Raw genomic sequence first — 23,327 nt, forward strand, 5'->3', positions numbered from 1 at the left:
AGTGGGGCGATCGCTGCCTTAAACGAACTTCTGCAACTCCAGGCTGCTTCAGGCTCTGCTGCTTTGGGCAAAGAAGTGTCAGGGGTGGTGCTGTCGGGTCCGGTTGCCGTGCTGGATCAGTGTTTGGTGCATCAGTTTGCTGCCTGGACGCTAACGGTGAGTTCGACTCAGGAGCGGTTAAAGCTTCCGGCTGCTGAGAATTTGCCGATCGACTCTGCCTATGCCACGCCGCCTACCCTGCCACTGATGGCGAGCGACCCGCTGGCTGCCGAGCAGTTTTGCCTGGTGCTTACCCCGACCCTGAGTTTGGTAATGGCCGTTGGCGAAACCCCTGCCGGAACTCCGACTTTTCTGTTTTCCTTTGAACCCGAAACCGTATGGCAAGCATGGCGATCGATTCAGGCAAGGCTGAAGCTTGCGTTTGCTCCTGCGCTTAGCAATTTGGAATCTCTGGTCGAGCAGTTTGCTCCGGTCGCGCCCGATTATCGCACAGTGATTCAGTTCACGCGGCTGATGCTAACCCACCTTCCCGACCCGGCAGACTTGGAGGCAGACGATCGCAAACGGGTTGAGAGCATTGCTGCACCCAGCGTGAAGCCACCCGCTTACAAAACCGTTCAGCCGATTAAAGTATCTGTGCCGCCTAAACATCACGGGAAGAAGTCAAAGTATCCCGGTGAGAGGGTATTCACCGTTGAGCCGATTCTTTCCCATGCCGCGGAGACGGTTGTTAACCAGGGCAATGCCTGCCCTGATACCGAACTGCTTCAGGCGATCGCCCATGAAGTGCGGACTCCCCTGACTACGATTCGTACCCTGACTCGACTGCTGCTGAAGCGCAAAGAACTCAGCCCAGACGTGATCAAGCGACTGCAAACGATCGATCGCGAATGCACCGAGCAAATCGATCGCTTTAACCTGATTTTTCGCGCTGCCGAACTGGAGACGACCCAAACTCGCGCTCCGCTCAGTCCGCTTTCACCGATTTCCCTGGCACAGGTGCTTCAGCAAAACATCGATCGCTGGCAGCAGCAAGCCACTCAGCATAGCCACACGCTCGAAGTCAGCCTGCCGCAAAAGCTGCCAATGGTCATCACCGATCCCACAATGCTTGATCAGGCACTCACGGGATTGGTCGATCGCATTACCCACAGCCTGCCGCCGGGAAGCCATATCCATGTGTGCGTCACCCTGGCAGGACATCAGCTCAAGCTGCAATTTGAGTCTTACCCGGAAGGCAAATCCAAAGACGGCAAAGAAGAAGGCATGAAGTTTGGCGTGGTGCCGACGCTGAAATCGATCGGTCAACTGCTGATGTTCCAGCCGGAGACGGGCAATCTTAGCCTGAATATGAGCGTCACCAAAAACCTTTTTCAGGTGTTGGGCGGCAAGCTGATCGTGAAGCATCACCCGCAACAGGGCGAGATTTTAACAGTTTTCCTGCCTCTAGAAACGCGGTAAAGGCGATCGCTCTGCTGAGGTGAGTTCAGTTGTTTTATGGGCTTCCAGTTGAATTGGGAGCTGAATTATGAATTCGGTTCCTTCTCCAACCGTCGAGAAACAGTCTAATTTACCACCATGCTTCTCGACAATAATCTGATGGCTAATAGACATTCCCATGCCCGTTCCTTTGCCAATCGGTTTGGTTGTGAAAAAGGGATTAAAGATAGACTGACGAATCGCTTCCGGCATGCCAGAGCCATTGTCCGCGATCGTAATTTCTACCCAATCTGTATTGACAGTTGAAGTACGAATTGTAATTTGATTCGGATGATCTTTTAGCTCCTGATAAGTGCGCTTTGTGTTACTTTCTTCGAGAGCATCGATCGCGTTTACCAGAATATTCATAAAGACTTGGTTGAGCTGTCCGGGATAACATTCCACCAAAGGAAGCTCGCCGTAATCCCGAATTACCTGAATTTCTGGACGGTTGGTGTTCACTTTCAGTCGATGCTGCAAAATCATCAAGGTACTATCCAATCCCTCATGAATATTGACTTCTTTGACCTGCGCTTCATCTAAGCGGGAGAAGGTGCGGAGAGATTTGACAATTTCTTGAATTCGCTCTGTTCCAACTCTCATGGAGGCAAGCAGCTTCAGAACATCTTCTGTGAGAAACTCCAGCTCTATATCGTCAAGTTTGGCTTGAATTGCTGAAGGTGGAACCGGAAATTCTTGCTGATAAAGCTGGATCAGCTCTAAAAGATCCTGGCTATATTGGCTTACATGCGCCACATTTCCATGAATGAAATTCACAGGATTGTTAATTTCGTGAGCAACTCCAGCCACTAATTGCCCCAGGCTTGACATTTTCTCAGCCTGAATCATTTGAGATTGAGTGCGCTGAAGTTCTTGAAGTGTATTGCTCAACTCTGTGGTGCGTTCTTCAACTCGTTGTTCTAGCTGTTCATTGGTTCGCTCTAGCGCAGTAAAAGATTCGCGGAGCTGCTGCGTCATTTGATTAAACGAACGAGCCAAAACTCCTAACTCTCGAACATTCGATGGATTCACAGTTTGATCGAATGCTCCATCTGCAATTGCCTCAGATGCCTGGCTCAAGCGCAGAATGGGTTGAGAAATCCATTTTGATGTATAGATACCTAGAATCGTTGCCGTAATCAGTGCAGCGAAACAGAGCAGAATGGTGGTGCGGGTGTTGGCATTGATTTCTGCCATGAAGTCCGCTTCGGGAATGACCACAACACTGAACCAATTAATTCCGCGCCCGTCTTGAAGCGGGGAGATTTGTACAAATTGACGACCGCTATCCGTTTGAATCTCAAACTGCTGAATTTGATTAATCTGACTGAAACTCCCAAATTGGTCGCTCAAGGCTTTTGCGGTAGCCTGAATGACAGGATTTTCAGAATTTTCAGCTGGAACGAGTTCTAGTTTCTGATCATGTATTTTGAAGGGTTGCTCAACCTTTGAACTCGCAATCAAATTGCCAGTACGATCGACAATAAACGTTTGTCCGGTCTGTCCGACTGCCACGTTTTTTAGAAACTCATGAATTTGTGAAAGGCGAAAGTTGCTGCTTTGCACCCCTAAAAGATTGCCTGTTTCGCTGTAGATGGGTTGAGATAGAGAAATGGTAACTCTTGAGGTTGCAGCCCCGACAAAAATTTCGCTCCAAATAGGCTGACCCGCTTCCAGCGCAGCTTTGTACCAGGGGCGCGTCCGTGCGTCGAACGGCTGAGTTTGCAGTAATTCAGCCCGTCTACCTCGTTCATCAAGGCGATAGCTCTGGCGATCGAGTCGGTTTGCTTCTTCGATTGTGCGAGCTACAATGAGTCCCTCTTCCAGGCGATCTATAAGAATGTTAGTCCCGCTAGGAGTGGCAATCTGAAGGAAATCGACTGTGTTTTGGTTCACCAAACGCCAATAGAAATGCTCTAATGCGGGGATGTCTGTTACATCAGGCTGCCCTCCTGCAATTCCAGCCGCAATCACTTGATTAATGATGTAGGGCTTTTCCAGATAATTGAGAATTTGCTGATTAATGCGATCGCTAATTTCACTGCGTAACTGGGATGTTGCTTTTTCAACTGATTTTTGACCGTTGCGGATCGCGAAATAACCCGTCAAGCCAACTGCCAGAAAGATTTGCAGCACGAAGGGAATGATTAGGATTAGGCGTAATGGTAGCTGTTTGACTATAAACCGCCGCTCCAGAACTTTGATCGCCATAGCTCGATAGACAAAGAAAGAGTGGCTTTATCGTTCCCTAGCGAATGCGACAAATCCCAACGCTTGATCATTTCCTGCTTGCGTGGCATTTCTATCTGGCATTCCTGTCTAGCATTAAGGGATACGGATCACCAAAACCGGGTAGGAGCCGTACTTTTGCAATCGGGTATGCGACCGGGTATGCGATCGGGCGTGATGGGTTTGCTAGGTGATCGAGGTACGATGCCCAACTTGCTCTGGTTAATTGCTATAAAAAATTGCCATAAAAATTGCCATAAAAAAAGGTGGACCAACCGCCCACCTGATGAAAATTAGTCGTAATTCGACCCGATCGGTAGCACTCCTGCGATAGAAGTCAGAATCGAGCTAAATCAAAATCTCTAGATATGAATACCGCACTCGGTTTTGCCGGTGCCGCGCCAGCGTCCAGCCCGTTCATCCTCGCCCTCGCCAACCGGAGTCGTGATCGGTTCATCGCCAATGCTGGGATAGCCTTGATCGTGGAGCGGGTTGTAGATGACTTTGTGTTCCATCGCGTATTCCCAGGACTGTTTGCGCGTCCAGGCTGCTAGTGGATTAATCTTGAGCCGCTGCTGGTTGTCTAGCTCAAAGACGGGCATATCGGCGCGGGTAACTGCCTGATCGCGTCTGCGTCCGGTAATCCAGGCGATCGTATTGAGTTCGTCCAGTCCGCGCTGAAGCGGTTCAATCTTGGTGAGCTGGTGGAACTTAGCGATATCGGTATCCCACAGAGCCTCGCCGTACTTAGCGGCAAAAGCCTCACGCGAATCGACATCTGGAATTTTGTAGGTCTGGAGGTTCAGGCTGTACAGTTCCTTTGCTTTTTCAACCAGTTCCAGCGTTTGCTTGAAGTGGTACAGCGTATCCAGAAAGATGACGGGCACAGGCGGGACGAACTTGAGCTGGCGATACAGAATGTCTGTAATCACTAAATCGTCGATATTGAAGGCGCTCGTCTGCACCAGCCCGCTTGGAATATTCGCAGCACACCAGGACAAAATTTCCAGGGGGGTAGCGGTATCAAAGCGGCGGTTTAGCTCCTCCAAATCAAACTGACTGATATCGACAACGTGCTGTCCAGCGTCGGCTTCAGGGGAATAACTTGTCATAACCCGTTCTTTCAGGCTGATTTACTCTTGTGTATTGATACCTATTTTATCTTAGAAAGGCACATAAGCCGATCGGCTTAGGAGTTTGATAACGATATGCTGAGAGAGATCAGAATTCCTCATGCAACGCGCATGCTTTATCTGTCTCTCTGCCATGATTATTTCGCCAGGATTCCGCCAGAATTTCGATCGCGGCAGTATGTCCCGGTGGGAGAGCCTGGCTAATTGCCTGGCTACTTGTACTATTCCGTAGAAGGTGTGCGTGAAAGATCTGCATGAAAGATCTGCGTAAAAGAGCAAAGTATCTGTGCTGAGGAGTCTTGCCATTTGCAGGAGCGATCGCCTTGCCGGAAGATTGCCTTGCCAGCAAAGATCGCCGCAAATGTTGCCTCTTTTCTTTTGCCTGCTTGCAGGTGGAACAACGTTACCGCAAAGCTTAACTTTATTCTTACGATGAAACTCATTCTTTTTAGCAAGCCGGGCTGTCACCTCTGTGAAGGACTCCAGGAGAAGCTAGAGCAAATCCAGAGCCTGCAATTTGATCTGGAAGTGCGCGACATTACCACCCGCGACGATTGGTTTCAGGCATATCAATACGAAATTCCGGTGCTTTATCTGGTTGCCTCGTCTGACCCAACTCCTGTTCTGGTTCCGCGTATTTCGCCCCGTGCTTCGATCGAGCAAATCGATCGATTGTTGCAAAAGATCCTATTGCAGAGTTCGAAAAATAAGGCAGAATAATCGCAATTCCAGTCCAGGAGGAGCTGTCGATATGAAGCTGAAAGAACTGCTGTCTCACCTTCCCGCCCTGTCTGTGCTGCCCAATCACCCTGCACTAGAGGCTGAGGTCAAAGGATTAACGACCAATTCCCACGCCTGCCATCCCGGAGATGTGTTTATCGGGATGCCCGGAACCCGTGTGGATGGGGGCGAGTTTTGGCACAGTGCAATGGCGGCGGGGGCGGTTGCGGCGATCGTCTCCCCTGGGGCCGCAGAAAAATCAGCTTCAGCCATTGAATCGCACTGCGTCATTCCCTACCCGGATATGTGGCAAGCCTGTGCCCGGCTCGCGGCAGCTTTCTACCAGTTTCCTGCTGAGAAGATGAATCTGGTGGGGGTCACGGGAACTAACGGCAAAACGACGACGACGCATCTGATTGAGTTTTTGCTGCTTCAGGCACGGCAACCGGTTGCCCTGCTGGGAACGCTCTATGCTCGGTGGGCAGGCTATCAGCAGACGGCAGTTCACACCACGCCTTTTGCCGTCGAACTGCAAGAACAGCTTGCCGAAGCAGCTAATGCAGGCTCCCAAGTTGCCGTTCTGGAAGTGAGTTCCCACGCGCTGGCACAGGGTCGGGTCTGGGGTTGTCCGTTTGAGGTTGGCGTATTCACCAACCTGACACAGGATCACCTCGACTATCACAGAGATTTGGAAGATTATTTCAATGCAAAGGCTCTGCTGTTTAGCCCTGATTATTTGAAGGGACGGGCGATCGTGAATCAGGATGATCCCTACGGTCGTCGTTTAATCGAGCAAATTGAGCGCGATCGAGTCTGGACGTACAGCGTCACCGATTCCTCTGCGGATTTATGGACGAGCGATCTGGAATACGAATCCGACGGAGTGCGGGGCGTTTTGCATACGCCTGCTGGAGAAATTGCTTTTCAGTCGCCGCTGGTGGGACAGTACAACATTGCAAACGTGCTGGCGGCGATCGGTGCGGCTTTGCATCTCGGCGTAGATCTTCCGACGATCGCCCAGGCTTTGCCTCAGTTTGGCGGCGTACCGGGACGCATGGAGCGAGTGCAGACTAATCTCCAGCAAGATATTAGTGTCATTGTGGACTATGCCCACACGCCGGATAGCTTGGAAAACTTGCTGCGGGCATCGCGTCCATTTATTTCGGGGCGGATGATCTGCGTGTTTGGCTGCGGGGGCGATCGCGATCGAACCAAGCGTCCGAAGATGGGAGCCATTGCCGCCGAGCTAGCAGACTGGGCAGTCGTTACCTCTGATAATCCGCGGACTGAAGACCCCAATCGCATTCTGCAGGACATTCTCGCCGGAATTCCTGAAACGGTAGAACCCACGGTGATTGCCGATCGTGCCTTAGCGATTGAAACGGCAATTCTGGAGGCGCAGCCCGGAGATGGGGTGCTGATTGCCGGAAAAGGACACGAGGATTATCAAATTTTGGGAACGGAAAAGGTGCATTTTGACGATCGAGAACAGGCGCGGCTGTCCTTATCAATGAGGCAAAATCAGTAAGGCAAAATTAATGAGGCAAAGAAAACTAGATTTGCAGCATTAACGCTGATCAGGGGGAAGGATGGAGAAAGTTAACAGAAAAAGTACGAATTTGTCCAGAGGGCTGCACAATCGGTATAGGTAGCCCCACCCTTGATCTCTTTCCTTTTTCTATCCTCATAATCATGACAGCTTTGCCCCCCGTTAACCGATCGCTTTATGAGTTAGCAAGTCAGGCTGCCTCTGCTTCCTCGCCGCTGCAACTCAGTCCCACGACATTTAAATCGATGGTAGGGCTGATGTTTGATTTTTTGCTGGAACAGCCATCCCCTGCGGCGGTCTGGGTCAAACTGCCAAGAGGAACAGCCTGGCAGGCAGAACTCAATCGTTTTTGCCAGACCGCTCAATTGCCGCATCAGATCTACCTGCTGCAAACCCAGGCTGAAATGGTGCAGGAAGCCGCCCAAGCCAGAAAAGACAGATCAGTTCATGCAAAGCGATTGGCATCGGCTCCGCAGCCTCCTGCTCAACAGATAACCGACTGGACAGACGACATGATGGACATAACCGTCATTGGCGCGCCTGTTTCCAAAGCCGACCCTGAGCCAGCGGGCAGCAGCAATGTCAAGATTTATTCCCTCACGCTTGCCGCCGAGGCCCAGCTTAAACGAGAGTACTTTGTGCTGGCAGCGACGGCTCATTTTTATGGGCTGATTCTGGCGCATCGCCCTCGATTGAACCGCAACAGCAGCATGGATAGGCTGGCATGGAGTGAGCCGGATCGACTGGCAGGAAGACCAGCCGGGATTCAGGATGACGAAGGGCTGGAACGCAAGCATCCGCTCCTGACGCTGTATTCGTTTGATGCTGCGCTGCTGAAGTCCGTGCTTCAAGGGGTGAATCAGGCGGTGATTTGCGAAGAAACCGCTCGATCGCCGGAAGTGATGCCGCTGACCTGGGAGCAGCTTCAGGCACAGGGCATGGCTCAGAGTCTTGATCCCTTGCTGCTTGCCCAACTCCTGACCAAACAGGTGCAGCGACAGGAAGACTTGTGGCGCAGTGGGGCGATCGATCGACAGCGGGCAAAGCAGGCAGCAGAACTTCAGCAGGAAAACCAGCAGTTACTTGCTCTCCTTCAGCAGAAAAATGATTTTGTCCAAAACCTGGGGCAGGAACTCCGTACGCCGCTTGCCACCATGAAAACTGCTCTGTCGCTGCTCAACTCGCCCAGCCTTAAACCGCCTCAGCGTCAAAAATACATGGAAATGCTCAGTCGCGAGTGCGATCGACAAAACTCCCTGATCTCCAGTGGTTTGTCGCTGCTGCAAATTGAAAATACTGCCGAAGTCGCGCAGGAACCGCTGCGGTTGAGCGAAGTCGTGCCGGGTGTGGTCAGCACCTATCAGCCGCTTGCTGAGGAAAAGGGCGTGCGGTTGGCTTATACCGTGCCAGAAGAACTTCCTCCGGTTGCCTGCTCACTCCACTGGCTACGGCAAATTGTGATTAATCTGCTGCACAACAGCATCAAATTTACGCCCGGTGGGGGTCAGGTCTGGGTCAGAGTCAGACAGCAAGACGATCGCCTTTTGATCGAGTTTCGCGATACCGGAGTCGGCATTGCCACCAGTGAACTGCCAAAAATCTTCGATCGCTTCTATCGGGGTCGCCAATCCGGAGAAGATAGCGGTGTGGGACTGGGGCTAACGATCGTGCAGCAGCTTGTAACGCGCTGTGGCGGGTCGATTAGCGTCAAGAGTAAGCCAGGCGAAGGAACCCTGTTTGCGGTGCTTCTGCCCATTTATTCTGGCTCTGCAAAGACGGTTGATGCGACGCAAAATGGCTTTTCTCCCGGTGGGGGCAGCAGCGAACTGTGAAGTGGTTTAATTACGATCGTGAGTCAAACTTCCTCCAAGCCTATTTCTTTTTCTTCTTTTTGCTCTTCTTGGAATTAGCAATTGGCGCGTTGCCAAATCCTTCTGGTTTGTAGGCGCGGTTGGTGATTGCTTTTACGGTCTTCATCATTTGCATCAGTACTTAACGGGCTGGGTAGAGCGATTAAGGCTTATGAAGGCTTGTCCTTTCCTTCGTTTTGAGGATTTGCAGAGGCGATATAGCACAATGGACTAGAGCGAATCCGATTCCCCTACATTCCATGAATCCGATCGGCATGAATCTTTCTAATTCCGCTTCAATTTCCGAACGAGTTCGCGCCTTTATTTTGCGTCAGAATGCCTGTAGCCAGTATGAGCTGCTGCTGTTTCGCCATCCGCGCTGTGTGGAGGCTCCCGTCCAGATTCCGGGCGGCGGGGTTGATCCCGGAGAGTCGATCGAAGCAGCCCTGTATCGGGAAGTAGCAGAAGAAAGCGGTCTAACCGATCTGCAAATTGTTCGCAGGCTGGGAACGGTCGATCGCTGTGACCTGAAATCGAAACGAGTCACTCGCCGTCACTATTACTTGCTGGAAGCTCCATCGACTCTACCCGATCACTGGGAGCACACCGTATTTGGTACAGGGGCAGATCGTGGCATGTGCTTTACCTTTTTTTGGCAGCGTCCGCCGATCGCCTATCCAAAGCTCAACTACTCAATTTTTGTCAATCCACGCGATCTGCCCGAACTGTTTCTGAGGTAGTTTGTTTGCGATCGAAGCAACGGAGCGACTCAAGTTTCAGACGCTTGAGCATGGTTTGACGAGATACCTGAACGAATTTCCGATCGAAGCTCTGGTCGAAGCTTGGGTTGAAGCCTCGGTTGAACGGTCACTTTGCCAAACTTTTGTCAAAATGGAATAGTACGTATATACTCAGTTTGAGCATTCGTAGACCCAGTCGCGTCTGTTTGAAGAATTAGTCTTGTGGCAGCAATGCTATGACCTGATCGACAAACTGCTGATGATCCACCACCGGCTTCGAGATGTAGTCATCTGCGCCGCTTTGCCGAAGGAAATTTTCTCGATCACCTTCCATCGCGTGTGCCGTGACCAAAATGATTGGTAAACTAGCCGTCTGAGGATCGGACTTCAGCATTTGCGTGATCTTGATGCCGTCTACGGGCTTGCCCTGATACATACTGTGTGACAGAGACACATCCATTAGGATAATATCTGCCTCTTGTGCCTGGGCAATTTTCATAACTTCATCCACATTTTCGGTATGTTTAACTTCTAGCCCGCCTCGTTTTGTCAGTATTTTGGAGAATACTCGCGCATTAATCAAATCATCTTCCACAATTAGAACGGTCTTCATCGTTTTTCTCTCTGTTAGCTCTTTATCTAACCTTAGTTCAAGCGTAGAGGATCGTCATGTCCGATCGTCGAATCATCTGGTCGTTTCAATGAATAATTAAATGAAGCAGAGGTGTGAGAAGCCCGCTTCAGAAGGGGACAGTGCCCCTGCTTCCCCAAAACACGCTTACAACTTGCTCACGACCATTGGCAATGCACGCCTCAACCGTCGTGATTTTATGACTCGCGAATTGCAAAGGAATCTGACTCATGGCTGAACAACTCAACATCTTAAATTCAGGACAGGTGATTGCCACCGCCTTGCACACCGAAGTGCAGCGATCGTACCTGGAATACGCCATGAGTGTAATCGTGGGTCGAGCGTTGCCCGATGTGCGAGACGGCTTAAAACCTGTGCATCGACGCATTCTCTACGCCATGCACGAACTGGGTTTAACCCCCGATCGCCCTTACCGCAAATGTGCTCGTGTGGTCGGAGATGTGCTGGGTAAATATCACCCCCACGGTGATCAGGCGGTTTACGATGCCCTGGTGCGAATGGTGCAGACCTTTTCGAGCCGCTATCCGCTGTTGGAAGGACACGGCAACTTTGGCTCGGTAGACGACGACCCGCCTGCGGCAATGCGCTACACCGAAACCCGTCTGGCCGCTGTGGGCAACGAAGGCTTACTCTCGGAAATCGGCGAAGCAACCGTAGACTTTATCGGCAACTTCGACAACTCGCAGCAAGAGCCGATCGTCCTCCCCGCCCAGCTTCCTTTCCTGCTGCTCAACGGCTGCTCCGGCATTGCGGTGGGCATGGCAACCAATGTTCCGCCCCACAACCTGGGGGAACTGGTCGATGGACTGATTGCCCTGATCGATCGCCCCGAACTGCCCGACAACGAGCTATTCCGGCTGATTCCTGCACCCGACTTTCCCACAGGCGGCGAGATTCTCGATACGTCCGGCATTTTTGAGGCGTACCGCACCGGACGCGGCAGCATTCCGATTCGTGGTGTGGCTAAGCTGGAAGAAATCAACCTGGGACGCGGTAGACATCGGCGTTTGGCGATTATCGTCACTGAACTGCCCTTTCAGGTCAACAAAGCAGGCTGGATCGAGAAAGTTGCAGAACTGGTAAACCAGGGCAAGATCGACGGCATTGCCGATCTTCGCGACGAAAGCGACCGAGAAGGAATGCGCGTGGTGATCGAAATGCGGCGGGAAGCGCAACCTGCCCAGATCCTCGAAAAACTGTATCGGCTCACGCCTCTGCAAATGAACTTTGGCGTGATTATGCTGGCGATCGCCGACGGTCAGCCGCGTCAAATGTCCCTGCGCGAATTGCTTCAGCAGTTCCTCAGCTTCCGGGAAGAAACGCTCACCCGCCAGTATCGCTACGAACTGGAAAAAGCCGAAGCCCGCGCCCATTTGCTGGAAGGAATGCTGAGTGCGCTTGAAAATATGGATGGCGTGATCGAAATCCTGCGCCGATCGCCTGATGGTTCCACGGCAAAGCTGCAAATGCAGGAACGGTTTGGCTTTAGCGATCGACAGGCGAGCGCAATTCTCGCAATGCCCCTCAGTCGATTGACTGGCATGGAGCGGCAAAAGATCCAAGACGAATATCAGCAGCTCAACAATCGAATGGAAGAACTTGATCGCCTGCTGAATAACCGCAAGGAGTTATTGAAATCCCTCAAAAAAGACCTGCGAACCCTGAAGCGTAAGTTTGCGGACGATCGCCGCACTCGCTTAGTCTCTGCAGCCGAGCAAGCATCGGCACAGGCAGAACTGGCGCAGTTTGGCGGCGACGAAGAGGCAGCCGAACAGGAAGTCGTACTGGAATTTACCCAGAAAGGCTATGTGCGGCGATTCACGCCCAAGGCATACCAGAAACGGCAGGAAAAGCAGGAAACTCCCGTGACCCAAACCCTGACCGAACTCGAAGACTTCCCGGTGCAAACGGAAACCGCCAATACCGGACACTCGCTGCTGATGCTGACCAAAGACGGTAAGGCATACAGTGCCAGTATTGCCGCGATTCAAGCAACCGCCCGCCAGTCAAAGGGAACGCCTTTAGTGACGCTGCTGCCTGCGACGGCGCAAACCGATCCAGAGGCGATCGTCTCTCAGCTCATCCTGCCTTCAGCGCCCGAAGATTTGGAAGGGCTGGATCTGGTGCTGCTGACCTGCGAGGGACGCATCAAGCGCATGCCTCTGTCAGAGTTCACCAACCTCACCGCACGCGGCATTACTGCCCTCAAGCTCAAGGAAAATGACGAACTGCGCTTTGTTCGCCTGACGCAAGCCGGAGAGCAGCTCATTCTGGCAACTTCAACCGGACGACTGCTGCGGCTCGAAGTCAACGACGAGCAAATTCCTCTGATGGGGCGATCGGCTCAGGGACAGCAAGCCATGCGCCTCCACAAAAACGAGCAGCTCGTAGACTGCATCACTGCCCTGCAGGAAGATGATCTGCTGCTAATGACTGCACAGGGCGATGCAAAGCGTATCCCGGTTTCCACGCTCAAGCTCATGTCTCGCGGTGGGTTGGGCGTTCAGGCAATCCAGTTCTCATCGCGATCTGACACTTTGGCTGCCGTTGGGCTAGCGTTGCCGAATGGAGAAGTCACAGTGCTGACCAGTGACGATCGCCTTGCGAAACTGCCGATCGACAAAGTGCCCCTCTTGAAACGCAGCGATGCAGGTGATCCAGTGCTGAAACTCAGTAAGTCTGAAAAAGTGGTGCGCCTGTTTGAGAATGAGGCGATCGAGCCGGAGGAAGACGCGGCTGGGAAATCCGCCTGAGCTGAATAACTTGATACCAAACAGTAACTTGCACCCAGCAGGGTACTAAACAGGGCACTAAACAGGTAGGTGTGTAGTTCTGCTTAGCCTAATAAGGATGGTTGAAAAGTATCCAGTGTCCTACATTGCCCCCTAAATCTCTCAACTTTGAGGAACTTTGAATTCCTTAAAGCGAGCCAGGTTTCCCCCAGAATTGGGGGGCTAGGGGGGCGGTTCGGGTTCCTCTGTTAACACTTCTCAAACGTTTCCTTGCTGCCTAAAGCAAGTTCACCTACAATAACTAGCCCGTTAGAGCGAGGTGAGACAGCAGAGGACTGAGCTAGATTATAGTTCAGTGGAAGTGGGGAGCTTTTTTAAGCCTTCGACGTTCAATAAGTTCAGTTTTTGCTGAACGGATTAAAGATGGTATCCTTAGAATTAAGTAACGTTAATGATCTCTCTGAACCCTTGAGCAGCGACCCGCCGTTTGAAAAAATTCGTTTTATTGAAGAAGTTGGCTTGATGTTCGAGCTGGTTGGCTTTCCTCGCATGGCAGGGCGCATCTTTGGCTGGCTATTGATCTGTGAGCCGCCCCAGCAGTCTCATAGTGAGCTGGCTGATGTCCTCAAAGCGAGTAAAGGCTCGATCAGTACGATGACGCGGCTGCTGATCCAGATTGGTTTTATTGAACGAATTAGTCTGCCGGGCGATCGACGCGATTATTTTCAGATCAAGCCCCATGCGTGGACGCAGCTCACTAAGCAGCGAATTGTTCAAATTACTGCTTTTAAGGAATTGGCTCAGCGCGGAATGGATCTGATGGGCAATGCTCCTTCTCCGCTGAAAGAGCGTCTTAAAGAAATGCGTGACATTCACGCTTTCTGGGAACGAGAACTGCCTTTGCTCGACCAACGGTGGGATAAAGAGCAGCATTCCAATCAATCGGATGATTAGTTTCCGGTCATTTGGATGATTCCTTTCAGGTTCTTGTATCGCTACCTTGTAGGGCAAGTCTGTGCTGAATCTTTCTAGCTAGAGCAGCTTTATCTGCCCTGGCTTTTTGACTTCACCTTTTTCGTCTTTATTTCTGTATTTCTGTCCTGTATCTGTATTGTTTCTGCTCAAAATACAATCCGCCTACCATGACTATGCAACTTCCTTTGATTGGTAAAGTCCGTCAACCTGCTCCCTGGGCGATCGGGTTACTTGCCGCCGGATTGCTCGGTACAGGCGGAATTACCTATGCAGTCATGCAGCGCAATACAGGAACGCCTGACGTTGCGACCATGACGGTTCCGGTCGAGTCTCAATCTTTGCGGGTGCGAATTACGGCAAGCGGCACAGTACAGCCCATCCAGACGGTGAATCTGAGTCCGAAGACTTCTGGCGTTTTAGCAGAACTGCTGGTGGAACAGGGCGAGCGTGTGCAGCAGGGTCAGGTGGTGGCGCGGATGGAGTCTCGCACCATTCAGGCGCAGCTCACTCAGGCGCAGGCAAGAGTGGCTCAGGCAGAAGCGCGGCTGGCAGGCCAGCGAGCAGGCAACCGTCCGCAGGAAATTGCTCAGGCAGAGGCAAGAGTCCGGCAGGCAGAAGCGGTGGTGAATGCAACTCAGGCACGGCTGCAACTGGCGCAAGACCGGGTAGTTCGCAACCAGCAGTTGGCAGACGAAGGTGCAATTTCCCAGGATGCGCTGGATGAAGTGATCAGCAATGCCGCTAATATTCAGGCAACCCTGGAGCAAAACCAGGCGAGTGTGCAGGAAGCCCGCCGCAGTTTAGATCTGGTGCAAAGCGGCAACCGCAGCGAAGACATTGCTGCAGCCCAGGCAGAACTCCAGGAAGCACGGGGCAACCTGGAAGGCGTCGAAGTGCAGTATCAGGATACGCTGATTCGCGCTCCGTTTAGCGGCATTATTACCCAGAAGTTTGCGACTGAAGGGGCATTTGTCACCCCCACCACGTCCGCTTCCGAAGCAACCTCAGCTACTTCAACGGCGATCGTCGCTTTGGCAGAAGGCTTGGAAGTGCTGGCAGAAGTGCCCGAAGTGGATGTGCGGCAGTTGCGCATCGGTCAGGCAGTCGAGATCCAGGCAGATGCTTACCCGGATCAGGTGTTTCAGGGACGGGTGCGCCTGATTGCGCCAGAAGCAGTGGTACGGCAAAATGTAACTTCTTTCCAGGTGCGGATCGAGCTGACCAACGGTTTAGACAAACTGCGATCGGGCATGAACGTAGACACTACTTTCTTGGGCGATTCGGTGAAGAATGCGGTCGTGGTTCCCACGGTGGCGATCGTGACAAACAACGGCGAATCGGGAGTTCTGGTTCCGAACGATCGGGAACAGCCCCAGTTCCGCCCAGTCGTGCTGGGAACCACAGTGGGCGACCAGACGCAGATCTTAGAAGGCGTTCAGCCTGGAGAGCGGGTGTTTACCGACATTCCGCCGGACTCTGAGTGGAATAAGCCGAAACGTCAATAGCGTCAGTCGTGCTGCTGACCTTGGCTCCTGACCTTGACCCCTGACCCTTCCGACTAACTTACCTTCATCAATCCTTTGAGATGGATATTCTAGAAAGCGTCAATATGGCAGTGAAGACGCTAACTGCCAACAAACTCCGCAGTACGCTCACGATGCTGGGCATTATTATCGGCAATGCGTCGGTGATCACGATGGTCGGCGTGGGTCAGGGGGCGCAGCGATATGCGGCAGGACAGTTTGAGTCGCTGGGTCCAAACGTGCTCTTTATTATTCCGGGCAGCGAAGAAGCAAACCGTAGCACGATCGATGTTCCCCGAACGCTCACCCTGGAAGACGCAGAAGCGATCGCAACGCAGGTTCCGACTGTGACTTCTGTTGCGCCGCAGCTTCAGAGCCAGCAGCCTGTGACCGCCGGAAGCAAGCGCAGCAGTATTTTGATTCTGGGAACGACGCCTGCTTTCACAGAAGTGCGAGATTATGAAGTCGATCGCGGACGCTTTTTCACCGAGCAGGACGTAGAGCGCAGTAACCGGGTGGCAGCCTTGGGAGCGGATACTGCCCGCAAGCTGTTTGGTAATACCAATCCGGTGGGGCAGCAGATTCGCGTCAAAAACATTAGCTTTGAAGTGATCGGCGTGATGGAGGCAAAAGGGGCGTTTCTGGGCAATAACCAGGACGATACAGTGTTTATTCCCCTCACCACCATGTCGAGCCGGATTACGGGTGCTCGATCGCCCTACGGCACAGAAGTCACCTTTATCTCGGTCGGCGCAAAGGACGAAAAGACGATTAATGCGGCACAGTTTCAGATCGCGAACCTGTTGCGGCTCCGGCACAAAGTCACTACCGAAGACGATTTCACGATTCGCAACCAGAAGGACGCGCTGGAGATTGTCGGCAATGTGACGGGCGCACTCACCCTGATGCTGGCTGCCATTGCCGGAATTTCACTGTTTGTCGGCGGCATTGGCATTATGAATATCATGCTGGTTTCCGTGCGGGAGCGCACCCAGGAAATTGGTCTGCGAAAGGCGATCGGGGCATCGCAGCAGGATATTCTGACCCAGTTTATGATCGAGGCAATTATTTTGGCAGCGATCGGGGGTGTGGTTGGAACGGCGATCGGAGTGGGGGGTGTGACGCTCATCTCAGCCGTGACTCCCTTAAAGGCAGGTGTTTCGCCGATCGCGATCGTGCTGGCAGTGGGTGTGTCGGGCGGCATTGGCTTATTCTTCGGCGTGTTTCCGGCGCGTCAGGCAGCAAAACTCGATCCGATCGTGGCACTGCGGAGTGCATAGGGAGAACAGATGCAAGCGATTATCCGACTCGAACATATCGAAAAGACTTATGGCGCAGGCGATACGATCGTCCATGCGCTGCAAGATGTGAATCTGGTGGTGGAGTCTGGCGAATACTGCGCGATTATGGGTCCGTCGGGTTCAGGGAAATCTACCGCGATGAACGTGATCGGCTGTCTCGATCGCCCCACGAGCGGCAGCTATTACCTAGATGGGTTGGAGGTGGCGCAGATTGGCGATTCGGAACTGGCGCACATTCGCAACCGCAAGCTGGGTTTTGTGTTTCAGCAGTTTCATTTGCTGCCACAGCTTAGCGCAATGGAAAACGTGATGTTGCCGATGGTGTATGCAGGCGTTCCGACAAATGAGCGCAGAGAACGGGCGGCAGAAGCACTGACTCGCGTAGGACTGGCAAACCGCCTCAACAACAAACCGACTCAGCTTTCCGGCGGACAGCAGCAGCGCGTTGCCATTGCTAGAGCGATCGTCAATCGTCCTGTGCTTTTGCTGGCAGACGAACCTACCGGAGCACTCGATTCCCACACAACGCAGGAAGTTTTGCATATCTTTGGCGAACTGAACGCCAGCGGTATTACGGTGGTGATGGTGACGCACGAACCCGAAGTTGCCCGCCAAACGAAGCGCATTGTCTGGTTCCGCGATGGGCAGGTGATGTACGATCGCCTCACGCCAGCCGATATGGCGCAGTTGGTTATAGCACCATCAGCAAACTAAAAACTGCTGAGCGGTTTCTCCTACTCAGGAAGGGCAGGTTGTGCATCTAATCCATTTCTAAGGTTAGATGCTGCTTATTTATGCAGACCGCTACTGTAAATACGATAAATACGATCGAACTGTGTTCCGAACTCCCTTTGCGGATTCCTCTTTTGGGCGGATTCCCGTTTTGGAATGGGGTTTGCGATCGCCGCTTGGCTACTTGTCCGGCTTTGGGTGATGGGCTGATAGAGGCATGGGAGTGATTGCTTTGATTGCAGCAGGGTCAACTTTGCCGATAACGATCCCGGTAACGATACGACTACAGGACGGGTGCTGCCCACCGGGGTGAATGGCAACATTCCTGCTTCTGGCTCTGATATTTTGCATCTGATATTCTGCATCTGAGACTTTGCAGCTGTGAGTTAACCATCAAGTTAACCAGTTGGCGTTAACCAGTTAGAGTTAACCATCAGTTGAATGTGAGTTAATCGATTGCGCTTGAACCAGAACAACTCGTTTTTGGAGGTCAGTCAATGGGACTCGTAGAAATCCTGGAAGAATATGCCAACGGCAGAAGAGACTTCACCGGAATTGACCTGAGTGAAACTAGCTTGGTCGGCGTCAATCTGAGCGGTGCCATTCTGGATCATGCCGACCTGAACGGTGCAAACCTGAGTCATGCAAATCTAAGCCATGTGCGGTTGCAACATGCCGATTTGAATGGTGCGAATCTGAGCCACACGAATTTGCAGGGAGCCGACTTGCAAGATGCCATTCTCGACGGGGCAATTTTACAGGGAGCCGTGCTTGATCATGCCAATTTGAGCCACTCTGAAATGGCAGTGGCAAACATTACCGAAGCTCACTTAAGCGAAGCCAATCTGAGCCAGGCAAATTTATCTGCGGCAAACCTCGAACAGGCAGACTTGAGCGGGGCGAACCTGGAGGTTGCGGACCTATCACAGGCAAATTTGCACGAAGCCGATCTAAACCAGGCAAATTTAAACGGGGCGAATCTGGAGGGAGCCAATACCGAGGGAACGCTTTTAGAGGGAGAAGGCTGATCCCGTAGCGATCGCGCTAATCCTGATATCTCCTGCTCTCCTGCTTTCACTTACGCCCAAAACGTAAGGATTGCGAGTGACGGCTTGAGTTCAATATGACCTGCTCAGGCTCTAGAAGGAGGTCTGGGCAGCTTTCTGATTCGTGTGAATTGACTTTCTTTGAAGGAAGGCTAGGGAGGATCTGCCGAATCTCACCAGCCACTCAAGCTCTCTTTCCAGCCAGCCGCTAAGAATCGAACTGAGAATCTAATATGATGTCCTAAACTAGGATGTCCAAACTAGGCTGTTCACAGCCTATCCAATGCTCTTTTGGACTCGTTCTCACAGGTTTTCTGTAACGTATGCGTCCTGAACAACCGACTAGTAGAGAAGCTCTGGCTGCCCCAACAGATGCAGAATTACTCATCGCATTAAGCGCGGGTGAAATAGACGCATTGAGCACAATCTACGATCGCCATGCCGGGTTAGTGTATGGGCTTGCGCTCAAAGTGCTTGGCAATCCTCAAGAAGCAGAAGACCTGACTCAAGACATTTTTCTGATGTTGGCCCGAGGCTGTTCTTATGATCCACAGCGTGGCTCGCTCAGGACATTTCTTGCAGTTCTAACGCGATCGCGGGCGATCGATCGGGTACGATCGCGCAGCAGAACCCTTGCATTTCTGGCTCGCTGGAAAGGAAGCCAGGCTGAACGTGCATCCGATCCACTGCTCGAATCCGTATTTCAACAGGAGCAATCCCAGGAAGTGCAGGCTGCGATCGCCCAACTCTCGGAAGAGCAGCAGCAGATTCTGAAGATGGCTTACTACGATGGTTTGAGCCAGTCACAAATTGCCGATCGCCTAAACATTCCGCTTGGAACAGCGAAAGCGAGAGCCAGAAGAGGATTGATTCAATTACGCCAAACCCTTGCTCACCTCACTCGCTAGTTGCCTATGTCGTCTCCAGAATCCTTACAGCGATTGATTGCAGGCTACGTTCTCGGCACACTCGATTCAGAAGAAGCTAAAGAATTGGAGCAGCTCCTAATCGTCGATGCGACGATCGCCGCAAGAATTGCCCAGATGCAAAAAACCCTGGAACTTGCTTATGCGCCGCCCGAAGTGCTCCCCCCCGCTCGGCTGCGATCGGCAATCTTGGCAAAAGCTTATGCGGGTCCTTCTGCAGATTCGTTTGCCACTCCATCCGCTGGCTATTCCTCTTGGCGAACTTGGGGAAAAGCAATCGCAGTCGCCGCTGCCGCCCTCATTGCCGCACTAGGGATTGCCAACTATCGCCTGTGGCACGCACTTCAAACTGCACAAAATGAAACGCAAGCAACGCAAGCTGCCCTGGCTTACTCGCTGCAAGCGACAGCAGCCAACAATCCCGCAACTGCAACAGTAAAGGTGAACCCTGCAACGCTCGAAGGCACGATCGCGGTTCAAAACCTACCGCCGCTGCCACCGGGTCAAACCTATGTTCTCTGGACTGTTCTCCAGCCGAACGCGCCCTTCACAACGGATGCAAAAGGCGCAATTTTAACCAAAGCATTTCAGGTTGACGATCGTGGCAGTTTTTCGCAAACCATTACCATGCCTGAAGTTTATCGACAGCGCAATCTCGTTGCGAAAGTTGCAGTAACGGCTGAGCAGGCGATCGCGCCCCAGCAGCATAGCGGATCGCCCATTTTGCTCAGTGGCTTGTAACCATTTTTGACTTGTAACTGTTTTTAATCCTTTTCCTGACAGCGTTTATTTCACCAGCCGGAATGCTTCCCAGGAAACAATTTTGTGAGTGATTCGGATTCACGGCTTCCCGCTTCAACTCGCTCTGGTCGGTATAATCGATCCTCACCAGCATCATACTCAAACAGCTCAGCATAACTCCCTAATCCACGGCAGTAGCATGATGCGGAAATAATCTGCATAAATAGTAAATCTGGGGTGTTATGCAGAATCATTCTGCCTATCCACCCATTATGGGATCTTATGCGGAAATTTTCAGTCTATTAATAGTTGGTTGCTTCATATCTTGGTGAAGACAGTAAAGAGTACCTGCTAGTAGTTGGGGTGTGTGAAGCATTGTTGGCAAGTTCTATACTGAAATGCTAGAAATCAGAGGATAGTGTCATCAGTCAGGGCAAAATGACAGAAAATTACGAAATTGACCAGGAATATGCAGAGCTTGAACCCGAAGTTGAAGAGGTTGCTGACAAGCCTGATGCTCGTCCTGTCGCCAGTCAGCCCCATGATTGGACTATTTCGACTCTGCGTGATAAGTACGATCGAGGGCAAATTAATGTACAACCTCATTACCAACGTGAGTATGTCTGGGATCAGAAGCCTGAGTTACCATCACGCCTTATAGAATCACTGCTGCTACAAATACCAATTCCACCCCTTTACTTTGTACGTCTTGAGACAGGCAAGATTGAGGTAGTTGATGGGCAACAACGATTAACAACTTTAATTCGGTTTGTCACAAACCAGTTTAAGTTGAAGAAACTACAAAAGCTAAGTAGCTTGAACGGCAAACTGTTTCAAGACTTATCTGAACAGGAGCAAGAGAAAATTGTTGACGCACCCATCCGTAGCATTGTCATTGATGCAGGCACTAATCAGGATCTACGCTATGAGATTTTTGAGCGATTAAATCGCGGATCAATGGCACTGAATGAACAAGAGATTAGAAACTGTGTTTATCGGGGTCTATTCTGTGACTTGCTAGCTGAATTAGAGCAAGATGCCAATTGGCGAAAAATAAAAGGTCATGATTCTCCAGAAGCACGGTTTGTTGAGCGTGAAATGATATTACGTTTTTTCTCGTTTACGAACCGGATTGATCACTATTCAGGAAATTTAAAGCGATTTCTCAACGATTACATGGGGAAATACGCTCCAAAAGATAAAGTACAAGTTGCCGAACTTGGAACGACGTTTCGGCAAACTATGCAAAATGTGAATACTGTATTTGGTGAGAATGCAGGGCGTCTATATTCGGTGGATGATGGTATTTCACAAGAGGGAGGAAGATGGGAGAAAAAATTTTCTATCTCTGCTCTCGACATTCAAGCATCGGCACTTATAGGCCATGCACCCTTAAAAGTTCAACCTGTAGCGAAATCTATTCTTGAAGCCTACAAATTCTACATTGCAACCAATCCTCAAATTCGCACTGCAATTTCGCGCCGTCCAGCGGGGACAGAAGCTACAAAGACGCGATGGTTTGGTTTCAAAACTATTGTTCAAGAAATTCTCAGTAGTCCTGCTAATGTAGGAGAGGCGAATGATCCTTTGTTTGAAGCAAAAATCCTTTTTAAGACTGGTTACTTTCCTGCGGCTGGTGCAATGGCTGGCGTTATCCTTGAGCAGCACTTAAAAGCCTTGTGTGAAAGCCAAAACCCACCGCTCAAACTACGTGGCAATACGATTGATCCATTAAGCGAAACGCTAAAATCTGCTCAGATTTATGACCAAACGCAACATCGTCGTATTCAAGTAATGGGTGATATTCGCAATCGTTGTAGTCATTCAGTCGCCAATCCTGCTTCAAAGGAGGAAGTTTGGGAGTTGATCGAAGATGTCAAAAATTTTATGAAAGGCTATCCAGTTTCATAACGTAAGTATAGCCAGTAGCCCAATAACCTCAATGCACACCGACCGTCGAGAGGTTATCTGTGGAAATTAAGGACTATCTGCGGCGGGTGATTGGGATCGTTATGCGGCTGCGTTCTGCTTATCCTAATGCATCCCTAATAATTCAAGATTAATAGAGGCAAGCTCAGTGCTGTTTCGAGATCGACGTGGGGATATTTAAAAAATTCAACGTCTTTGTCGATATGCCTTGGGTGTAACCCCTGTTAGCTTGCGAAATTGATGGGTAAAATGACTCTGATTATTGAAACCACACTGAATAGCAATCTCTGAAATTGAAAAATGGTGCTGGTTTAACAATTCCTTTGCATGTTCAACTCGTTGCTGCATGACATATTGCCAGGGAGAAATTCCCATAGAGTGTTTAAAAAGACTGGAAAAGTAACAGGGGTTGAGATTTGTTACTTGCGCCAAATCAGCTAGCTGGATCTCTTGTTCAAGATGAGCATCAATGTAGTCTAATACCTGGTTTAACGCCAACTTCCCCAGCCCCGGTTCAGGCTTTGATCGCCTCAGGGGTTGTGATGTGTAGTTTCGGAGCAGATGAATCGCTAAAAGGTTCGCTAATGAATCTAGATATAATCGGTTTCCCCAATCTGCGATCTGGATTTCCTGTTGAATGGATTGTGTAATTCCTTCAATGTGTGGATCGCGATGTTTAAAGGTGCTGATTAGCTCGATCGCATGAGGATAATCGGCTTCTAGCGACAATCGTTCTAAAAAAGCTGGCTCAATGGTGAACGCTAGTACTTCGTCTGGTGTTGCACAGGCAGCAGAAAAAGGAACCCCTGCGGGAATTAACAGAAGATCGCCTCGGTGCAGTGAGTCATCATGCGATCGCCCATCCATGCAGAATATTTGTCGTGAAACGTTGCTCAATTCAAGCAGCAGAACGTGATGGGTTAATCCGCCTGATACATCACATTCGCCAGCAGGCTGAATCTGATGTTCAATGATAAATTCGCCTGAGTGGAGGCTTTGGCTAGATATCACCCGCTCTGGGCGAGTTAGCTCCGCTGAATGGCAATCTGATTGGGGAGACATGTCTTTGA

At 51.1% G+C, this 23,327-nt stretch carries 20 protein-coding genes; 16 read left to right on the forward strand and 4 right to left on the reverse strand.

What is annotated here, in order from left to right; genetic code table 11:
• Nucleotides 1–1,461: sensor histidine kinase (locus H6F80_RS17765; RefSeq protein WP_190792856.1), on the forward strand; the 1,461-nt coding region annotated here is incomplete at its 5' end.
• On the opposite strand, the gene H6F80_RS17770 is transcribed toward H6F80_RS17765, so the two are convergent.
• Together H6F80_RS17770 and cysH are read right to left on the reverse strand one after the other, a co-directional pair.
• Nucleotides 1,447–3,690: an ATP-binding protein gene (locus H6F80_RS17770; RefSeq protein ID WP_190792857.1), complete on the reverse strand. Its 2,244-nt coding sequence runs from the start codon at nt 3,688–3,690 to the stop codon at nt 1,447–1,449. The genes H6F80_RS17765 and H6F80_RS17770 overlap by 15 nt on opposite strands.
• A gap of 380 nt (nt 3,691–4,070) precedes the next feature.
• The gene (gene cysH / locus H6F80_RS17775) at nt 4,071–4,820 is read right to left on the reverse strand and encodes a phosphoadenosine phosphosulfate reductase (RefSeq protein ID WP_190792858.1); all 750 of its coding nucleotides are present in this window, start codon (nt 4,818–4,820) and stop codon (nt 4,071–4,073) included.
• 453 nt (nt 4,821–5,273) lie between these two features.
• Between cysH and H6F80_RS17780 the strand changes: the two genes are divergently transcribed.
• The 5 genes from H6F80_RS17780 to H6F80_RS17800 all read left to right on the forward strand — a co-directional run bounded on the left by H6F80_RS17780 (nt 5,274) and on the right by H6F80_RS17800 (nt 9,860).
• Nucleotides 5,274–5,561 (forward strand): glutaredoxin family protein, encoded by a 288-nt coding sequence (locus H6F80_RS17780; protein ID WP_190792859.1) that lies wholly within the window; start codon nt 5,274–5,276, stop codon nt 5,559–5,561.
• Between the two features lie 31 nt (nt 5,562–5,592).
• Complete coding sequence (locus H6F80_RS17785; RefSeq protein WP_190792860.1) at nt 5,593–7,089, forward strand: UDP-N-acetylmuramoyl-L-alanyl-D-glutamate--2,6-diaminopimelate ligase; 1,497 nt, start codon at nt 5,593–5,595, stop codon at nt 7,087–7,089.
• Between the two features lie 164 nt (nt 7,090–7,253).
• Nucleotides 7,254–8,942: an ATP-binding protein gene (locus tag H6F80_RS17790; protein WP_190792861.1), complete on the forward strand. Its 1,689-nt coding sequence runs from the start codon at nt 7,254–7,256 to the stop codon at nt 8,940–8,942.
• Nucleotides 8,943–9,235: 293 nt separating this feature from the next.
• Nucleotides 9,236–9,700 carry an NUDIX hydrolase gene (locus H6F80_RS17795; RefSeq protein ID WP_190792862.1) on the forward strand — a complete coding sequence of 155 codons (465 nt, stop codon included), beginning with the start codon at nt 9,236–9,238 and terminating at the stop codon, nt 9,698–9,700.
• Between the two features lies 1 nt (nt 9,701).
• Nucleotides 9,702–9,860 carry a hypothetical protein gene (locus tag H6F80_RS17800; protein WP_190792863.1) on the forward strand — a complete coding sequence of 53 codons (159 nt, stop codon included), beginning with the start codon at nt 9,702–9,704 and terminating at the stop codon, nt 9,858–9,860.
• 54 nt (nt 9,861–9,914) lie between these two features.
• Here H6F80_RS17800 and H6F80_RS17805 read toward each other — a convergent pair whose 3' ends face one another.
• The gene (locus tag H6F80_RS17805) at nt 9,915–10,313 is read right to left on the reverse strand and encodes a response regulator (RefSeq protein WP_190792864.1); all 399 of its coding nucleotides are present in this window, start codon (nt 10,311–10,313) and stop codon (nt 9,915–9,917) included.
• A 248-nt stretch (nt 10,314–10,561) separates the two neighbouring features.
• Between H6F80_RS17805 and gyrA the strand changes: the two genes are divergently transcribed.
• The 10 genes from gyrA to H6F80_RS17855 all read left to right on the forward strand — a co-directional run bounded on the left by gyrA (nt 10,562) and on the right by H6F80_RS17855 (nt 22,239).
• The gene (gene gyrA / locus H6F80_RS17810) at nt 10,562–13,105 is read left to right on the forward strand and encodes a DNA gyrase subunit A (protein ID WP_190792865.1); all 2,544 of its coding nucleotides are present in this window, start codon (nt 10,562–10,564) and stop codon (nt 13,103–13,105) included.
• Between the two features lie 402 nt (nt 13,106–13,507).
• Nucleotides 13,508–14,038, forward strand: coding sequence for a GbsR/MarR family transcriptional regulator (locus H6F80_RS17815; protein WP_190792866.1), 531 nt, complete (start codon nt 13,508–13,510; stop codon nt 14,036–14,038).
• Nucleotides 14,039–14,226: 188 nt separating this feature from the next.
• Nucleotides 14,227–15,564, forward strand: coding sequence for an efflux RND transporter periplasmic adaptor subunit (locus tag H6F80_RS17820; protein ID WP_347277893.1), 1,338 nt, complete (start codon nt 14,227–14,229; stop codon nt 15,562–15,564).
• 80 nt (nt 15,565–15,644) lie between these two features.
• On the forward strand, nt 15,645–16,862 hold the full coding sequence (locus H6F80_RS17825) for an ABC transporter permease (protein ID WP_190792867.1): 1,218 nt from the start codon (nt 15,645–15,647) through the stop codon (nt 16,860–16,862).
• Nucleotides 16,863–16,871: 9 nt separating this feature from the next.
• Nucleotides 16,872–17,597 (forward strand): ABC transporter ATP-binding protein, encoded by a 726-nt coding sequence (locus tag H6F80_RS17830; RefSeq protein ID WP_190792868.1) that lies wholly within the window; start codon nt 16,872–16,874, stop codon nt 17,595–17,597.
• A 67-nt stretch (nt 17,598–17,664) separates the two neighbouring features.
• Nucleotides 17,665–17,817: a hypothetical protein gene (locus H6F80_RS17835; protein ID WP_190792869.1), complete on the forward strand. Its 153-nt coding sequence runs from the start codon at nt 17,665–17,667 to the stop codon at nt 17,815–17,817.
• Nucleotides 17,818–18,112: 295 nt separating this feature from the next.
• Nucleotides 18,113–18,643 carry a pentapeptide repeat-containing protein gene (locus H6F80_RS17840; protein WP_190792870.1) on the forward strand — a complete coding sequence of 177 codons (531 nt, stop codon included), beginning with the start codon at nt 18,113–18,115 and terminating at the stop codon, nt 18,641–18,643.
• A 341-nt stretch (nt 18,644–18,984) separates the two neighbouring features.
• Nucleotides 18,985–19,569, forward strand: a complete 585-nt coding sequence (locus tag H6F80_RS17845; protein ID WP_190792871.1) for a sigma-70 family RNA polymerase sigma factor — start codon at nt 18,985–18,987, stop codon at nt 19,567–19,569.
• 6 nt (nt 19,570–19,575) lie between these two features.
• Nucleotides 19,576–20,328 carry an anti-sigma factor gene (locus H6F80_RS17850; RefSeq protein WP_242067427.1) on the forward strand — a complete coding sequence of 251 codons (753 nt, stop codon included), beginning with the start codon at nt 19,576–19,578 and terminating at the stop codon, nt 20,326–20,328.
• Nucleotides 20,329–20,766: 438 nt separating this feature from the next.
• Nucleotides 20,767–22,239, forward strand: coding sequence for a DUF262 domain-containing protein (locus H6F80_RS17855; RefSeq protein WP_190792873.1), 1,473 nt, complete (start codon nt 20,767–20,769; stop codon nt 22,237–22,239).
• Between the two features lie 204 nt (nt 22,240–22,443).
• On the opposite strand, the gene H6F80_RS17860 is transcribed toward H6F80_RS17855, so the two are convergent.
• The coding region (locus tag H6F80_RS17860; RefSeq protein ID WP_206755090.1) for an AraC family transcriptional regulator at nt 22,444–23,327 on the reverse strand (884 nt) is incomplete at its 5' end.

The organism is Leptolyngbya sp. FACHB-711, assembly GCF_014695615.1.
Taxonomy (GTDB): domain Bacteria; phylum Cyanobacteriota; class Cyanobacteriia; order Elainellales; family Elainellaceae; genus Leptolyngbya_A.

Coding starts and splice junctions, on each gene's coding strand:
- H6F80_RS17770 (WP_190792857.1), bottom strand. CDS start 3,690: ATGGCGATCAAAGTTCTGGAGCGGCGGTTTATAGTCAAACAGCTACCA.
- cysH (WP_190792858.1), bottom strand. CDS start 4,820: ATGACAAGTTATTCCCCTGAAGCCGACGCTGGACAGCACGTTGTCGAT.
- H6F80_RS17780 (WP_190792859.1), top strand. CDS start 5,274: ATGAAACTCATTCTTTTTAGCAAGCCGGGCTGTCACCTCTGTGAAGGA.
- H6F80_RS17785 (WP_190792860.1), top strand. CDS start 5,593: ATGAAGCTGAAAGAACTGCTGTCTCACCTTCCCGCCCTGTCTGTGCTG.
- H6F80_RS17790 (WP_190792861.1), top strand. CDS start 7,254: ATGACAGCTTTGCCCCCCGTTAACCGATCGCTTTATGAGTTAGCAAGT.
- H6F80_RS17795 (WP_190792862.1), top strand. CDS start 9,236: ATGAATCTTTCTAATTCCGCTTCAATTTCCGAACGAGTTCGCGCCTTT.
- H6F80_RS17805 (WP_190792864.1), bottom strand. CDS start 10,313: ATGAAGACCGTTCTAATTGTGGAAGATGATTTGATTAATGCGCGAGTA.
- gyrA (WP_190792865.1), top strand. CDS start 10,562: ATGGCTGAACAACTCAACATCTTAAATTCAGGACAGGTGATTGCCACC.
- H6F80_RS17815 (WP_190792866.1), top strand. CDS start 13,508: ATGGTATCCTTAGAATTAAGTAACGTTAATGATCTCTCTGAACCCTTG.
- H6F80_RS17820 (WP_347277893.1), top strand. CDS start 14,227: ATGACTATGCAACTTCCTTTGATTGGTAAAGTCCGTCAACCTGCTCCC.
- H6F80_RS17825 (WP_190792867.1), top strand. CDS start 15,645: ATGGATATTCTAGAAAGCGTCAATATGGCAGTGAAGACGCTAACTGCC.
- H6F80_RS17830 (WP_190792868.1), top strand. CDS start 16,872: ATGCAAGCGATTATCCGACTCGAACATATCGAAAAGACTTATGGCGCA.
- H6F80_RS17835 (WP_190792869.1), top strand. CDS start 17,665: ATGCTGCTTATTTATGCAGACCGCTACTGTAAATACGATAAATACGAT.
- H6F80_RS17840 (WP_190792870.1), top strand. CDS start 18,113: ATGGGACTCGTAGAAATCCTGGAAGAATATGCCAACGGCAGAAGAGAC.
- H6F80_RS17845 (WP_190792871.1), top strand. CDS start 18,985: ATGCGTCCTGAACAACCGACTAGTAGAGAAGCTCTGGCTGCCCCAACA.
- H6F80_RS17850 (WP_242067427.1), top strand. CDS start 19,576: ATGTCGTCTCCAGAATCCTTACAGCGATTGATTGCAGGCTACGTTCTC.
- H6F80_RS17855 (WP_190792873.1), top strand. CDS start 20,767: ATGACAGAAAATTACGAAATTGACCAGGAATATGCAGAGCTTGAACCC.